This is a genomic window from Actinokineospora terrae, from assembly GCF_900111175.1.
In the GTDB taxonomy this organism is placed as follows: Bacteria; Actinomycetota; Actinomycetes; order Mycobacteriales; family Pseudonocardiaceae; genus Actinokineospora; species Actinokineospora terrae.
Window position 1 is genome coordinate 1 of the sequence record NZ_FOGI01000021.1, and the last position, 15997, is coordinate 15997.

A 15997-nucleotide genomic window follows, 5' to 3' on the forward strand; every position below is an offset into this window, starting at 1 on the left:
CCAGGGCAGCGAAATGGCGGACCACGCGAAGTTCACCGTCACCACCGGGATACCCGTCTACTTCTGCGACCCACATTCGCCCTGGCAGCGCGGAACCAACGAGAACACCAACGGACTCCTGCGCCAATACTTCCCCAAAGGCACCGACCTGTCGGTCCACTCCCAAGCCCACCTCGACCACGTCGCCCGCCAACTCAACGGACGACCCCGCATGACCCTCAACGAGGCAGCGACCACCGAGAAGATGAACGAACTACTGATCAACCACGGTGGCGCACCCATCACCTGAAACCAAGCCCCGCGCAAAACGAGTTCGCCGCATCGAGCAAAGCTCGAAACTCGCGCCCCACCGCAATGCCGAAGGCGAGCCGTTCACCGTCGACGGCGCAGCCGAGACCGAGAGCCGCCACTCCCAGCCCAAGATCAAACCGCCCAAAGCAGCCCCCGATATACAGCCTACCGAGAGCCACCGACAATCCGAGCACAGCGAGCAACCACCCTGTGGACAACTCCCAAGACAGCACAAAGGCGGTGGCAGGAATCCCCGCCACCGCCTCGCGAAAAGCCAGTGCTCACCCCTGAGGAGCCTGCACGAACCTCAAATACGGCCGAACCTCGTCCACCTCGCCGAACTTCGCGCGGGCGTCGTCCGTCGACACGGTCGGCGGCACGATGACGCGGTCGCCCGCGCGCCAGTCGACGGGGGTGGAGACGGCGGCGCGGTCGGTGAGTTGGAGGGCGTCGAGGGCGCGGAGGATCTCGTCGAAGTTGCGGCCGACGCTCTTGGGGTAGGTGAGGGTGAGGCGGACCTTGTCGGCGGGGTCGATGATGTAGACGACGCGGACCGAGGAGGTGTCGCCCTCGTTGGGGTGGATCATCCCGTAGAGCTGGGCGACGGCCTTGTCGGGGTCGGCGATGATCGGGTAGTCGACGGTGGTGCCGTTGACCTCGTTGATGTCCGGAACCCACTTGGCGTGGTCGGCGACGGAGTCGACCGACAGGGCGATCGGCTTGGTGCCGCGGGCCGCCCACTCGGCGCTGAGCTGGGCGACGCGGCCGAGCTCGGTCGTGCACACCGGGGTGAAGTCGGCGGGGTGGCTGAACAGCACCGCCCACGAGCCCTGCTTCCACGCGCGGAACTCGATCGGCCCGGCCGTGGTGTCGGCCTGGAAGTCCGGTGCGGTATCACCCAGTTGGAGAGCCACCAGCGGGTCCTCTTCTCCTATGTCGGGACAATTCGCCCGCGAGTCTAGGGACGGGGGCGCGCGGTGGGCAGGAAACCGGTTCAGATCACAGTTGCCACCGCGATCCCGGCCGCGCGGGCCGCCGCCTGGTAGGGAGGCAGGTCCTCGCCGTCGAGCACGGCCTCCAGCAGCGCGCCGCCGAGACCCCAGTGCAGGGCGGCCTGCGCGGTCGGCACGCTGCCACCGGACAGTTCGACGACGTAGAGCAGCTTGTCCCCCGCGAGCCGCCTGGCCCGTAGCACCCGGACGACCGGGAACGACGCGGCGCCTGCCAGCACCTTGTCATCCACTGTGGACGCCGTGGGCTCCGGTTGGAACCGGACGTCGGCGGGCGCGGGCGGCGGTAGGTCCGCGATCACCGGGCTGTCCACTCGGACGCCCTCCTCGACCAGCAGCGCGCGCTCGACCTCGTCGATGCCCACCCCGTGGTCGGCCAGGGCGAACAGCAGCGACCGCTCCAGGTCCTCGAACTCCCCCGCGCCCAGGGTCGACCGCAGGCCCGCCAGTTCGTCGTCCGGCAGGCGCCCCGCGAGCCTGCGCAGCACGGTCACCCACGCGGTCACGGCCAGCACCCCAGCACGGGCACCGGCGACCCGGGCGCCAGGGCACCGGCGTTGTCGGTCGTGTAGACGACCGGTTTCCCGGACTGGTCCACCGCCGGTCTCCCGTCTTGTCCTACCGCCGGGTACTCCCAGGTATCGCTATCCCGGTTGTACCGCGGCGGGAATGTCCTGGCGCCGGTGACCTGGGGCGCCGCGGGTGGTGCGTCCGGGTTCTTGAAGATCGCTTGATCGTCGAGGGTTTCCGACTTGTCGACGTGCACCTTGTCCCGGTCGAGGATCTTGTTCCCGCGGATGTCGGGATAGCCGTTGCGGAAGACCCCGTCTTGGTAGACGTAGAGGTCGAGTCCGACTGTTATCCCCTTCACGGTCGCCTTGCCCACGAAGCGCCACGACCACACCTGCGCGTTCATGTGGTTGCGATCGCTGCGCGGGCTGTCGGTCGGATCGCCGTTCTTGTCGAAGGTCTTGCCCTGGTCGACGACCTGTTGGATGGCGGCCTTGATGTCGTCGACCGTCCACGCCTTCGGGAACTCGGTCTTGCCGGGCGCCCCCATGCCCGCGCCGTGGCCGCCCCGGTTCTGCTTGCCGGGGTTGGCCGGGTCGTACGGGTCGCCCTGGAGCATGTGTTCGAGGTTGGGTGTGGTGTAGACGAGGTCCCTGCCGGTCGGCTTCCTCGTCGGCGCGGTCGCGGGGCGCTGGTGCACGAGCGCGCGCAGGTCGTCGGTGCTGAAGACGTACCGGCCCTCGGGCACGTGCTCGCGGGTCAGCTTGTTGGCGACCACCAGCTCCGCGACGACCGGTTCGCCGCTGGCGCCGCGCAGCAGGTCGACCAGCCGCTTGCCGCCCGCGTCGTGCAGGCTGAGTTGGTCTACGAGGACGTTGCGCTGCACCTGCCCGTAGGCGGGGAACGAGTCGCCGAAGTCGAGCACGAGGACCTTGGCCAGGCCGGTGGTGTCGATCCCGGCGAACGCCGTGAGCGCCTTGTCCGCGGCGTCGTACACCCGCCTGTCGCGGTCCTCGGGGTTGGTGACCGAGGCGATCGAGTAGACGCGCTTGGCCTGGGTGTCGACCAGCAGCCCCTTGTCCACCCGCAGCGTGTTCGGCGCCCGGCCGCCCTCTTGCGCCAGCCCGGCGAGCAGCGACAGCGCCTGCCGCGCCGCCAACCGCTCGGCGCCCTTGCCCTTCACCGCGGCCTTGGCGAGCGCGATGGCAGGGCTGGGCGCGTCGGGGGCGACGGCGATCGCGGGGTGCCTGGCCAGGACCGTGAGCAGGCTGAGCAGCCGCGCGTCGCCGGAGTTCTGGACCAGCGCGATGACGTCGTCGAGCAGCGGGTCGTCCTGCTTGGCGAACCCGGCGACGGCGGGCCCGGGGGTGGCGAGCTTGTCGATGACGGAGTTGACGTCCGGCCCGGCGACCTCGGGCCTGGTCGGTACCGGGCGGTTCGGGTCGACGCCGCGGTCGTGCAGCCGCTTCCCGGTGTCGAGGTCCGGTCCGGCGATGCCCGTGAGCTGGGCGAAGGCGGTGACGGTGTACGGGCGGGTGCAGGTCTGGGTGCAGGTGGAGGCCGGGTTGATGACCTGGAAGACCTGCTGGACCGACTGCATCGGGCCAACGGTGATCGGCAGCGCTCCCCCGCCGCCGCTGGTGGAGAACACCGAGACCATGCCGGTCGCGACCTCGTCGCCCGCGTTGCGGATGTCGACCGGGGTCGGGCAGGACGGGGTCATGCAGGTCCCGGTGGGCACCAGGGTCACCGAGATGTCCGGGCCGTGGCCGACCTCGGGCATCGGCGGCGGGGCGGGGGCGGTCACGGCCTGCTGCTTGGCGTCGGTGAGCGCGCGGTCGGTGCGTTGCCTGCACGGGTCGTCCACGCCGCTGGTGCTGACGAGCGCGTACGGGAAGTTGCTCGCCTGCCCCCCGGGTTGGCCGAGCAGCTTCTCGCCGGTCGCCGCCAGTGGTCCGCCGATGCCGAGCAGCCGGGTGCCGCCCTCGCTCGACAGGTAGACCGTCCACGGCGAGCCGCGCGGTGACAGCGCCACCGCCGGGGTGCCGTCGACGTACACGGTCGGCTCGGCGGTCCAGTCGTCGCCGGTGACCAGTTCGCGCAACCGCTTGCCGGACAGCGCGGTGAGCATCCCGATCGGGAAGCCCATCTCCTCGGTGGCCTTGACCCACTTGCCGCCGATCTGGTGGGCGTAGACCGGGACGGTGTTGAGCCACCAGGCGTTGTTGGCGTTGACGACGACCTTGTCGTCCACGGCGACGAAGGTGGCGACACCGCCGGCGCCATCGGTGACGGTCGCGGTGGTCTCCCCGCTCGCGAGCGCGACCAGGTCGATGCCGAGCCCCACGCCGCCATCGGTGTCGAGGGTGCCGCGCAGGCGCAGGTCGTCGAGCCGGGCCAGTTGGGCGAGCGCGGTCGCGCCGAGGTCGGCGGCGGGGACCTCACCCGCTCTGCCCACCACGACGTTCGGCCCGGTGGACACCGCCACCAGGACCACGGCCAGCACGGCCAGCACGACGACGCCCAGCGGCGCGCGACGGCTCTTGGCCCGCCCGTCCACCGGCACGCCCTGCCCCACCGACAGATCGCTCCCCATCACCAGACCCCCGAATCCGGTCCCCGGGCACTGAGAATGCCCGTGTACGGCATTCTGCACTCCCGCACCGACATTTTTCGCCGGGGTCGCCGAAACTGTCCGACTGGCACAGTCTGGACAGCCCGGTCGGCCCAGCGGCCCGGGGTCAGTGGTTGGCGTGGAAGTGCCTGCGGATCTGGGCGTCACTGAGTTGGGTGGCGAACACGGCGTACTCGTCAAGGCTGCCGATGATGTAGTCGCTGGCAGGCCTGTTGGGGTAAGCGGTCAGAATCCCGCCACCCCACCGCCAGTACCCGGTGTAGTTCTGCGCCGTGGTGGTCGTCGCGTCCTGCGCGACCAGCAACCCGTCGACATAGAGCTTCATCCCGCCTGCACCGAGGCTCGCGGCGACGTGGTGCCAGGTCCCGTCGTTATACGACGACACCGAGTTGATCGATTTGATACCGCCTGCCGGGTTGACGCCGAACGTCACCCGTCCGGTGTTGTCGAGGTAGACCACTCTGTCCCTGGCCGTGCTGCTAACACTGACCGTGTCGAAGAACCCCGCGATGAGACCGCCAGCGGTACCGCTGACCTTGAACCACGACTCGACGGTGAAAGTCGTCGGGTTCGCGAACGAGGTCAGGTTGGTCGCGTTCGTCGTTCCGTTGAACGCGGTCGCCGTACTGGCACTCTGCCCTTGTTGCGCGCCTTGCAGCGCACCGGGTTGGGCGGCGTTCATGGGTGAGAGCGCGCCCGCGACCGGCAACGGGTCCGGAGCGGGGGCACCGGCGTTGTAGAGGTTCTGCACCTGCGCGGTCGACAGGCTCGCCTGGATCGCGCGGACCTTGTCGATGACGCCGTTGAAGTAGTCCATCTGACTGCCGCTGCGCAACGCGCGTCCCACTTGTAGCGGGTTGGTCGCGTTCCACGTCACCGAGTGCGTCGCGCCGCCCTGTAGGACACCGTCGACATAGAGGCGCATCAACTCGGATCCCGCGTAGAACACACCGACCAGGTGGTACCAACGGTTCTGGACTATATCAGCGGTGCTGTAGACGGTGTCGTAGGTCGGCGAACTGGTGTCGGTTCGCGGCATGCGGAAGGCCCACTTCACCGACGCGATGTCAGCTCCCAGCATGAACGCGCTACCGACCGTGCCCTGTTGGGACACCACCGCGCGGTCTTGCGACGACGTCGTCAAGTAGGCCCAAGCGGACACGGTGAAACTGGCGTCGGTACGAATCGGCGCCGTTTGGCTTACCGTCCAGCTACTGGAGCCGTTGTAGATGCCCCCTGTGCCTTCGTAGCCGGAGTCGGTCCATTGCACGGCGTTCATCGTGCCGTAGTTGCCGTTGCCGGAGGAGTCGGACGCCGTGGACGCGAGGTTGTCGTTGAACTGCCAGTCCATCGTCGGCCGCGTGTAGAGGTCTTCGACGTCCGCGGTGCTGAGCACTCGGTTGTAGAGAGCCACCTCGTCGATGCGCCCGGGCCAGTACTCGACGTAAGAGCCGTTGCGCTGGCCGCGGCCGATGGATATGGACCCGTTGCCGTTCCAGCCACCTGAGCGGCTCACGGTGGCCTCCAGCGTGCCGTTGACGTAGAGCCTCATCTGGCTCGCGGCCGCGTCCCACACCCCCACGATCCACATCCACGTGTTGGCGATGGCGGGGTTCACGCTAGAGGCCCGCACGGTGGAGGCCCCGTTGGTATCCGAAGCGGGCATGGTGAAGGCGAACTTGCCTGTAGAGGCTATGTAGCTCAGGTAGAACGCACTGTTGGCTTGGCTGTCTTTGGACAGAATTGTCCTGTCAACTCCACCCGAGCTACTGATGTACATCCACGCGGACGCGGTGAAGCTGCTGTCGGTGCGCAGGCTGAAGTACGACGCGGAGACGTAGTCGTCGATCCCGTCGAAGGTGAGCGAACGGCCAAGGCGGCCCACCGTGTTCCAGGTTGGGCCGGTGATGGTGCCGTTGTAGCCGTAAGGACCGGAGTCGGTCAGCACGGAGCCGGACTGCTCGAAGGCGTAAGCCGCGTTGGGGGCGGTTGCGGCGCCGATGATGCCGGAGATCTCGCTAGCGCCTAGGACACGTGAGTAGACGCGCACGTCGTCAATGGAACCTGCCCACGGGTACTGCCAGGTCCCGTTGATCTGCACGCCAGCGGCCGTAAGCGCGCCGGTACCGCGCCACTCGTAAGCGTCGGCCCGGGATCCGGTCGCCTCCAGAGTGCCGTTGACGTAGAGGCGGATGACGTTGTTGGGGTCGTCGTAGACCCCGACGATGTGCGTCCACGTGTTGGCCGCGACCACGGACGTGGAGTTCAGGTAATCCTCGGTCGCGCTGGAGTTGTCCGACCTGGGCATGCCGAAGCGGTAGCGGCTACCCCAGGTGTAGACGTACCACGCGTTGTGGTTGACACCCGGCTGCGTGATCGCGATCGCGTTCGCCGCGGCAGAGCTCGTCCGCACCCACAACGACACGCTGAAGCTGGTGTCGCTCACGGTGGACGGCCCCGTGCCCACGACACGGTCGTTGACGCCGTCGAAGGTGATCGCGGAGCCGGTCAACCCTGTCGACCAGGTAGGGCCGTTCAGAAGGGTGCCCTGGTTAGCGCCACCGGAGCTGTCCGATGCCGCGGTGCCGCTAGCGTCGTCGAAACGCCAGTAGGTGTAAGGGCCATTGGTGGCCGCGTTGTACTGACCGGGACGGCTGTTGCCCGACGAGTCGGTCGCCGTGCTGGTCGCCGCGGACGACGCGCTCTCGTCCTGCCGGTGGTAGAACGTCGGGCTGTCACCGATGACCGACGCCGAGTACGTGGGGAAGGTGGCCGCCGTCCCGAGCGCGTTGCCCGCGTTCCCGCCGGTGGCGGTGAACATGGCGAACCCGCCGGACTCGAGGACCATGGCCACGACGACACCCAGGGTCGCCGCGGCGGAGACGCGCCTATCCGTCCGACGTCGGGTAGAGCTGACGTCGGACGGCATCCGGTGCTTACCTGCACGAGGTGGCTCTGTCGGTGGCGGATCAAGGTCGCCCGGACGACGCAAAGCGAGGACAAGTAGGCCTATGAGACCGAAGACGGCCTCGCCGAGCGCGGTCCAGTTCTGCGTTTGCACCCAATAGCTCGGTAGCCCTACCCACGGCACGCGCAGCCTGCCCTGCCCGAGGACGTCGTCCTCGGCGACGGGGGTGCTGTCGGAGTCGGGGTTGGCGTCGCCCTTGGTGACCAGGGTCTGGTCCTCGTTGACCTTGAGGACCCGGTGCATGAGCGTGCGCCCCTCGTGGGCGGGGTCGTGGAAGGCGATGACCGCGCCGGGGGCGGGGTGGTCGGTGAGCAGCGACCCGACGACGACAACGTCACCGGAGTGGATGGAGGGCGCCATCGATCCCGACAGCACCACGTAGGAGTGCCAGGACACGATGTAGGGCAGCACGCACCACGCGAGCAGCCACACCAACGTGGACAACACCGCTTGCGCCAGGAACGCCGCGACCGCGGGCACTGAGCCCAGCAATCGCTTGGCGTTCCTGGCGTTCACGGTGTCCTCCATCGCTCGCTACCGAGCGCTTCTCTCGCCTATCAGGTGCTCTGCGCTTCCCAGGTGAACCCGATGCCTGCGCTCTTGTTCTGCGCGCTGTTGTTGTCCTGCAACGTGTAGGTGAACTGGTAGGTCTTCTTGGTGCCGTTGGTAGACGGCGTCCAGCTGCCGATACCGTTGCCGAAGTTCGTGTAACCCGAGGAGAACGTGGCCAACGTGCCGTTGTGCAGCGGGCCACCACCATCGGCGACGAACCCGGTGCAGTCGGCGTACGTGCCACCGGTGCCCTGTCGGACCACGAAGTCGAGGTACGGACCGAGCGTGCCGGTGTAAGAGGCCGCGGTCGTGTAGAGCTTGACCGACGAGGCCACGTTGCCGGTGAACGTCACCTCGATGCACTTCGACCCGGTGTCACCCGGCTTGAGGCCGGACACGTTGAAGAGCACGCCGTTCGAGTCGTCGTCGGTGATGGACACCGAACCCGAGTTGAACGAGTTGCCGCTGTTGGTCGTGGACGCGGTGAAGGCCGCGTAGCTGCTGAACCAGATGACCAGGGCGCTGGCGACCAGGCCAGTAGCCACCACCGCCGCGGCCTTGAGCCCGGTCCTGTTCTTCTTGACCTGCATCGTCACTCACCCTCCTGTCTTTCCCCCACTGTCGGCTGATGGACCTGCCCCGATTAGGCGGTTCAGTTGCGAGGTGGTTGCTACTTCGGGTGCACGACGGTGCCGGGCGAGAGTTACAGGGCGTGACCGCCGCCACTTTCGGGTCTTGCTCAGGTCGGCTCAGGGGCGGTCGATCTCGGCGCAGACCAGGTACAGAAGTCCACGGTGGACGACCGGAAGGCGGCAGGGATGATCCTCGGCAGGGCCAAGGTAGGCACAAGGCTGGGCGGATCTTTCGCTGTACTGGTGTTGTTCATCGTGTTCGCGGCGTGCGCCGGGTGGTGGGGTCTGTCCAAGCAGGACGACATCAGCAACCGGTTGGACACCCTGCGCCAAGTCCAGGACGACGTGGACCTCATCAAGTACGACGCCGCTGACGTCACCGGCTGGCAGGCGCTCGTAGTGTCCGACGCCGGTGCCTACGGCATCGCCTTCGCCACCGGGCCCGACGGGTACAACCGGACCGCCGAGCTCAAGGCCAAGGACACCGTCTACGCGAACATCGAGGCCACGCACGTCGCCGCGATGACCGACGCGGAGAAGGCCCAGTTCGCCAAGCTGCGCCCGGCGTGGGACGACTTCTTCGCCTGGGACACCAAGATCATGGACTGGCTGAAGGCCGACACCCAGGCCAGCCGCGTGCAGGCCATGGACAGCATCAACGGCGGCGAGGCCTCGGCTGCCTACGGCGACATCCTCAAGGTGACCGCCGAGCTGACCAAGTCCATCGACGCCAGGATGGAAGCGCTCAAGGCCGAGGCCGACAGCTCGCAGGAGACCGGCAGCTGGGTGCTCGCCGCCACCCTCGGCGTCGCGCTGCTGCTGGCCGTCGTGCTCAGCGTGTGGGCCACCCGCTCGGTCGTGCGGCCGCTGGCCTCGGTCGTGCGGACCCTGCGCAAGGTCGAGGACGGGGACCTGACCAGCCGGGTCGGGCTGCGCACCACCGACGAGATCGGCCAGGTCGGCGCCGCCGTGGACAGCACCATCGAGTCCCTGCGCAGCACCGTCACCGGGCTGTCGCAGCACGCCGGGTCGCTGGCCACCGCCTCGGAGGAGCTCTCGCGGGTCTCCACCGAGATCGCGGCATCGGCCAACGACGCCAGCACCCAGGCCGGCGCCGTCACCGACGCCGCCGCCCAGGTGCTGCAGAACGTCGACACCGTCGCCACCGGCGGCACCGAGATGGGCGAGTCGATCCGCCAGATCGCCAACAACGCCAGCGAGGCCGCCGACGTCGCCAGCAAGGCCGTCACCGTCGCCGAGCAGACCAACCAGACCGTCGCCAAGCTCGGCGTGTCCTCCTCGGAGATCGGCAACGTCGTCAAGGCGATCACCTCGATCGCCGAGCAGACCAACCTGCTGGCGCTCAACGCGACCATCGAGGCCGCGCGGGCCGGGGACGCGGGCAAGGGCTTCGCCGTCGTCGCCGGTGAGGTCAAGGACCTCGCCCAGGAGACCGCCAAGGCCACCGAGGACATCATCGCCCGCGTCGAGGCCATCCAGTCCGACACCGCCAACGCCATCTCCGCCATCGGCGAGATCGTCAGCACCGTCGGCCGCATCAGCGACTTCCAGATCGTCATCGCCGCCGCGGTCGAGGAGCAGACCGCCACCACCAACGAGATGAACCGCAACCTCGCCGAGGCCGCCTCCAGCAGCCGAGCCATCAGCACCAACATCACCGGCGTCGCCACCGCCACCAGCACCACCACCGCAGGCGTCCACCACTGGCAACTGGCGGCAACGGAACTGGCCCAGATGAGCGGCGAGATGCACGCCACCGTAGCCAAGTTCCAACTCTGAACCCGGTGCCCGCCAGTCCCTGGGGGTCTGGCGGGCACCAATCACTCCCCACGACCGCGATGCCGGAGTTCCTCACCGGCATCGCGGTCATTGGTTCGAGCGAGGCCACCAGTCCACAGTGGACTCCATCCCACGCAACGCCTCACCGCCCCCAGCTCTACCCTGCCCTCCCAGACGTTGGCCAACCACCCGGCCCTCACGAACGTTGGCCCCATCGCGCCCCTCTACGACGTTGGCCAACCACCCGCCCCTCTCAGACGTTGGCCCCAACGCGCCCTTCTACGACGTTGGCCAACCACCCGCCCCTCTCAGACGTTGGCCCCAACGCGCCCCTCTACGACGTTGGCCCGAAACCGCTCCTCGGAGTCGCTGGTGCCAAGCCGGCTCGATGGGGCGGACTTGTTTTGTGTGGGGGGACGGCACCCGTAGCGTCGCTCACGCAGCAGGGCCTGCTTTTGGGCCCCTGCTTTGTGGTTCTGCCCGGGTGTCGTAGGGGCCCCGCGCAAAACGAGTTCGCCGCATCGAGCACAGCTCGAAACTCGCGCCCCGGCCAATGCCGAAGGCGAGCGTCCACCGTCGACGGCGCAGCCGAGACCGAGAGCCGCCTACCCCCAGCTCAAGATCAAACCCCCACAGAAGCCCCCGATATACAGCCTAGTGGCGCGCACACCGCACCCCTCAGAGTGAACCTCGCCCCTGTGGACCACTCGCCCCCATGTGGACAACCCAGCCCTAACGAGCAAGCCCCTGAACCGCCTGACTGAATGGATGATCCGGATCGACCGCGGCCAGAGGTTGGCCCGTATTGATCGAGTGCGGCACGTCCGGAGTGGCAGGAAGCCAAGCAGCAATAGGAGTACGGGCAGCCTGTTCCACCTCCAGAGCAGGGATGCCGTTGTCAGGATGCGCCCGGTTGACGACGATCGAGCGGAGGCGGCGGTCGTGGCCGAGGGTGTCGAGCATGTCCTGGTAGCGGCCGAGGGCGCGTAGGGCGGGGCGCTCCGGGGTGGTGACCAGGATCTGGCGGTGGGCGTACTCCAGGGCGGTCACCACGTGCTTGTTGACCGCGGCCGGGGCGTCCACGACGACGTGGGCGTACATGGTGGAGAGGGAGGCGAGCAGTTCGCTGACGACGCGTTCGGGGAGGCGGCCGGGGTCGCCGAGGATGGTGGGGGCGAGGATGGCGTAGAGGCCTCGGCTGAGGCGGGTGGCGACGTGGGCCTCGGGGACGCCGCCCTCGTCGACCTCGGCATCGAACATGGTGGCGATGTCACCCGCGGTGAAGTCCAGGTCGACCAGGCAGACGGGGCCGGAGCCGGAGCGGGCGAGGGCCACGGCCAGGTTGGCCGCGACGGTCGACGCGCCCGCGCCCGCCCGCGCCCCGACGATGGTGACTATCCGTGCGTCCACCGGTGGACCTCCGCTCTCGTTGTCACAGAGCGTGGCCTGTGCGACCCGGTGCGCGGCAGCGGGCAACCGGTCGACCTCCGTCGGTCCGCCGTCCGACATAACGTCTGGACCTGCAATTTCTGTTATGCCCCGGCGGCCGGGGTCAGGTTGGCACACATTTTTCAGGTTCCTGTAACCCTGGCCGGGGGTAAACCGACAGTCACCTATGTCATCGCCCATATGGGTGACGGAAAGGTGGAGCCTGGTGATTCGCACCGTCGTGATCGACAGCGACACCCTGACCCGGTACGGGTTGTCGATGCTCGCGGGCGCGCACCCCGACGTCGAGGTGGTCGGCGAGACCGGGTCCGCCGTCGAGGCCGCCGAGCTGGTGGAGCGCGCGCGCCCGGACGTGGTCGTGATCGACGTCGAGCTGGCCGACGGCAGCGGACTTGCGCTGGTCCGGGCCTTGCGGGACCGCTACGCGCACCTGGGCATCGTGGTCATGACCTCGCTGGACACCGACGACGTGCTCTTCCGCGCCCTCGACCACGGCGCCTCGGCGTTCGTGGTGAAGACCGCCCCGGTGGTCGAGGTCCTCGGCGCCATCCGGCACGCCGCCGTGGCCGCCACCTCGTTCACCGCGACCGGGCTGCTCGACGCGCTGACCCGCCGCCGCGAGCAGGAGACCAGGTTCGCCCTGTCCCCCCGCGAACGCCAGGTGCTGACCCTGCTGCGCGACGGCATGTCGATCCCCGAGATCGCGGGCAGCATCCACATCAGCAAGTCGACCGCCAAGACCTACGTCGCCCGGCTCTACGACAAGCTCGGCGCCTCCAGCCGCGCCCAAGCCCTGGTGACCGCGCTGCGCACCGGCCTCATCGACTACGAGCCCACCCCCGGCTCGTAGGTCAGGCCTTCGCGGTCAGGGTCGACACCAGGCCGGTGATCGCCGGGACCACCAGCTCCAACTCCCGGCGGACCGGACCGATCGCCGACGCCGCGTCCGGCAAGGTGCCCTCCCTGGCCCGGTGCTCGATGTCCAGCAGCAGGTCGGCGAGCACCGCGGCCCCGATGTTCGCCGCCGAGCCCTTGAGCGTGTGCGCCTGCGTGGTCACCTCCTCGACGTCACCGGCGCGCAGCGCCTGTTCCAGCGCGTCGATCGCCGGGGCGGTCTTCTCGGCGAACGAGGTGAGCAGCCGCGCCATGAAGTCGCGTTCCTCGGTGCTGGGCTGCGGGCCGGTCAGCTCGTCGAGCCGCGCGTGCAGGGCGGCGGTGCGGTCGTCGTGGTCGGCCACCGGCCGGGACGGCGCCTGCCCCGCCTTCGGGGTCGGATCGGGCTCGGTGCGGGCGTGCGGGATCTTGGCGGTCAGTTTGCCCAGCACCTCGGCCAGGTCGGTCGGACGGACCGGTTTGGCGAGGTAGTCGTCCATGCCTGCGGCCATGCAGGCGTTGGCGTCCTCCACCAGCACGCTCGCGGTCATCGCCACGATGTGCGGCTGGCGGTCCGGGGGCAGGTCGGAGCGGATGATCTGGGTGGCCTCCAGGCCGTCCATGATCGGCATCCGGACGTCCATCAGCACCACGTCGTAGGGGCGCAGCCGGACCGCCTGCACCGCCTCGCGGCCGTTGGACACCATGTCGGCGCGGTAGCCGAGCTTGGTGAGCATGAGCTGGGCGACCTTCTGGTTCACCAGGTTGTCCTCGGCGACCAGGATGCGCAGCGCGCCGCTGTCGGGCAGCGGCGCGGGCAGCTTGAGGTTCTCGGGGGTGGCCTCGACCGCGCCCAGGATGCGGGTCAGGGTGGTGCGCAGGACGGTCACCCGCACCGGCTTGGTCAGCACCGCCTCGAACATCGCCCGCTGCTCGGTGGACAGCGGCTGGGTGACGCTGCTCAGCAGCATCAGCGGCAACCGCTCGCTCTCGGGCAGCAGCCGCAGGGCGGCGGCCAGTTCGGCACCGTCCATCTCCGGCATCAGCATGTCGAGCAGCGCCACGTCGAACCGCTGCCCCGAGCGGACCAGGTCGAGCGCCTCCGGCCCGGAGGCGACCTCGGTGGAGTGCATGCCCATGTCCGTCAGCTGGGCGCGCAGCACCTCGCGGTTGGTGTCGTTGTCGTCGACCACCAGCGCGTTCTTGCCGGTCAGCGCCGACCAGCCCGGCTCGCGGTCCTGGTCGGTCTGCGGCGAGATCCGCAGCACGGCGGTGACGGTGAACCTGGACCCGATGCCCGGGGTGCTGACCACGGTGATGTCGCCGCCCATGGCGCGCGCCAGCCGGTGGCTGATCGCCAGGCCGAGGCCGGTGCCGCCGAAGCGGCGGGTGGTGGAGGCGTCGACCTGGCTGAACGACTGGAACAACCGGCCGATGTGCTCGGGCGGGATGCCGATGCCGGTGTCGCTGACCGCGGCCCGCAGCAGCACCTGGTCGCCGTCGCCCACCGGCTCGGCGTGCACGTTGATCGCGACCTCGCCGCGCGGGGTGAACTTGACCGCGTTGCCGATCAGGTTGAGGAAGATCTGCCGCAGCCGGGTCACGTCGCCGCGCAGCACCGGCGGGCAGGACGCGTCGACGTAGCCGATCAGTTCCAGTTCCTTGTCCCCCGCGGGCACCGCGACCAGGGCGAGCGCGCTGTCGACCACGTCGGTGATGTGGAACGAGGCGTCCTCCAGTTCCAGCTCGCCCGCCTCGATCTTGGAGTAGTCCAGGATCTCGTTGATCACCGCGAGCAGCGCGTCGCCGCTGTCGCGCACGATCCGGACCAGTTCCAGCTGCTCGACGGTCAGGTCGGTGTCGAGCAGCAGGCCGGTCATGCCGATCACCGCGTTCATCGGGGTGCGGATCTCGTGGCTCATGGTGGCCAGGAACGCGGCCTTCGCCTTGCCCGCGGCGACCGCTTGGTCCCTGGCCGCGACCATCGCCTCGGTGGAGGTGTTGACCGCGATCGCCATCTGCTCGAGTTCCAGCGGACCCCCTATGGCGGCCCGCTGCGCGGTGTCCCCGCGCGACACGTGCCTGGCCGCCTCCGTCACCCGCTTTATCGGCTTGGTGACCTTGCGCGTCACCCAGATCGCGCCGACCGCGGCCAGCGCGCCCACTCCGATGGTGACCAGGGCGATCAGCTCCTGGGTCGCCTCGCCGCTGTCGGTGACGACCTGCTGGTTCACCGCGAGCAGTTCCTCCTCGTGCTCGCGCATGTTGCCGAGGATGTCCTCCACGGCGGCCATGTCCCGCACGCCGCGACCGGTCGACACCAGCTCCACGGCCGCCTCGACGCCCTGGCTGCGGCGCAGCTCTATGGTCTCCGCGAGCTCGTCGAGCTTGTCGGCCACCACCGGTCCCAGCGCCTCGTACAGCTGGGTCATGTAGCCGTCGGCGGCGAGCAGCCCGCCCAGCCTCGCCTCGGTGTCGGCGATGTTGAGCACCGCGGCGGAGTACGGGGCGAGGTACTGCTCGTCGCCGCCGATGAGGAACCCGCGCTGTCCCCGCTCGGCGTCCTGGATCTGCTGCCACAACAGCGAGATCTGGGCGAGCACGGTGTGGCTGCGCTCGATGGGCACCCTGGCGTCGAGCAGGGTGTCGATGCGGACGTAGGAGTTGACGCCGACCGCGAGGAGACCGCCGATGGCCAGCAGGTACCCGGCGGTGAGCAGCCGCCCCACCGTCCACCGCCACAGCGGGGCGCGCCGGGGCGGCTCCGACTCCTGCTCCGGGGTCGGGATCGGCCTTGGCACCGCGAACAGCTCGTCCACCTCGCCCGCGGGGTTGTCCGTCGTCATCGGCTCGACATCACCGACCCGGCGGTTCGCCGCCGGCGGTCAGCAGCGCGCCGATGCGGTCGACGAGGTCGCGCGGGCTGAACGGCTTGAAGATGTAGTCACTCGCCCCGCTCAACCTGCCCGCCTCGACATCGGCCTCCTGGGTGTGCCCGGTCAGCAGCACCACCGGGGTGTCCCTGGTGGCGACCTCGGCGCGCAGCCGGGAGCACACCTGCAGGCCGGTCATGTCCGGCAGGGTCACGTCGAGCAGGAACAGCTGCGCGGCCTCGGCCTCGTCGAGTGCCTCGCGACCGGTGCTCACGGCGGTGACCTCGTACCCGGCCTGCACGAGCTTGAACTCGAGCAGGTCACGCAGGTCCGGGTCGTCCTCTGCGACGACGATCCGCGTCACGGCGTTGCCTCCTTCCGCCCGCCCCGGCGCCGAGGCGGGC

The 15997-nt window shown here is 69.0% G+C and carries 11 protein-coding genes; 3 read left to right on the forward strand and 8 right to left on the reverse strand.

All coding sequences use genetic code 11. The features are described 5' to 3' along the window. The coding region (locus BMY07_RS32225; RefSeq protein ID WP_245782784.1) for an IS30 family transposase at window positions 1-289 on the forward strand (289 nt) is incomplete at its 5' end. A gap of 283 nt (window positions 290-572) precedes the next feature. Here the strand turns inward: BMY07_RS32225 and BMY07_RS32235 are convergent. From BMY07_RS32235 to BMY07_RS32255, 5 genes are all read right to left on the reverse strand, one after another. Beyond that, on the reverse strand, window positions 573-1205 hold the full coding sequence (locus BMY07_RS32235) for a peroxiredoxin (protein ID WP_092786923.1): 633 nt from the start codon (window positions 1203-1205) through the stop codon (window positions 573-575). Between the two features lie 80 nt (window positions 1206-1285). Further along, window positions 1286-1807: a hypothetical protein gene (locus tag BMY07_RS32240; protein ID WP_143073747.1), complete on the reverse strand. Its 522-nt coding sequence runs from the start codon at window positions 1805-1807 to the stop codon at window positions 1286-1288. After that, entirely contained in the window at window positions 1804-4407 is a 2604-nt protein-coding gene (locus BMY07_RS32245; protein ID WP_092786927.1) for an EndoU domain-containing protein, read from the reverse strand. Before BMY07_RS32245 ends, BMY07_RS32240 begins: the two co-directional genes overlap by 4 nt. 145 nt (window positions 4408-4552) lie before the next feature. Next, window positions 4553-7930, reverse strand: a complete 3378-nt coding sequence (locus tag BMY07_RS32250; RefSeq protein WP_177215926.1) for a signal peptidase I — start codon at window positions 7928-7930, stop codon at window positions 4553-4555. 41 nt (window positions 7931-7971) lie between these two features. After that, entirely contained in the window at window positions 7972-8556 is a 585-nt protein-coding gene (locus BMY07_RS32255) for a CalY family protein (protein WP_245782786.1), read from the reverse strand. Window positions 8557-8841: 285 nt separating this feature from the next. On the opposite strand from BMY07_RS32255, the gene BMY07_RS32260 reads away from it, so the two are divergent. Continuing rightward, a complete protein-coding gene (locus tag BMY07_RS32260; protein ID WP_245782785.1) occupies window positions 8842-10398 on the forward strand; it encodes a methyl-accepting chemotaxis protein in 1557 nt (518 codons plus the stop codon). Between the two features lie 732 nt (window positions 10399-11130). On the opposite strand, the gene BMY07_RS32265 is transcribed toward BMY07_RS32260, so the two are convergent. Further along, complete coding sequence (locus BMY07_RS32265; RefSeq protein WP_177215927.1) at window positions 11131-11808, reverse strand: CpaE/TadZ family protein; 678 nt, start codon at window positions 11806-11808, stop codon at window positions 11131-11133. A gap of 244 nt (window positions 11809-12052) precedes the next feature. Here BMY07_RS32265 and BMY07_RS32270 point away from each other — a divergent pair, with 244 nt between their 5' ends. After that, window positions 12053-12697 carry a response regulator transcription factor gene (locus BMY07_RS32270; protein ID WP_092786937.1) on the forward strand — a complete coding sequence of 215 codons (645 nt, stop codon included), beginning with the start codon at window positions 12053-12055 and terminating at the stop codon, window positions 12695-12697. Between the two features lies 1 nt (window position 12698). Here BMY07_RS32270 and BMY07_RS32275 read toward each other — a convergent pair whose 3' ends face one another. Both BMY07_RS32275 and BMY07_RS32280 read right to left on the reverse strand, forming a co-directional pair. Continuing rightward, window positions 12699-15566 (reverse strand): hybrid sensor histidine kinase/response regulator, encoded by a 2868-nt coding sequence (locus BMY07_RS32275; RefSeq protein WP_092786939.1) that lies wholly within the window; start codon window positions 15564-15566, stop codon window positions 12699-12701. Between the two features lie 10 nt (window positions 15567-15576). After that, window positions 15577-15957, reverse strand: coding sequence for a response regulator transcription factor (locus tag BMY07_RS32280; protein WP_092786941.1), 381 nt, complete (start codon window positions 15955-15957; stop codon window positions 15577-15579). Between the last annotated feature and the right edge of the window lie 40 nt (window positions 15958-15997).

Coding starts and splice junctions, on each gene's coding strand:
- BMY07_RS32275 (WP_092786939.1), bottom strand. CDS start 15,566: ATGACGACGGACAACCCCGCGGGCGAGGTGGACGAGCTGTTCGCGGTG.
- BMY07_RS32245 (WP_092786927.1), bottom strand. CDS start 4,407: ATGGGGAGCGATCTGTCGGTGGGGCAGGGCGTGCCGGTGGACGGGCGG.
- BMY07_RS32255 (WP_245782786.1), bottom strand. CDS start 8,556: ATGCAGGTCAAGAAGAACAGGACCGGGCTCAAGGCCGCGGCGGTGGTG.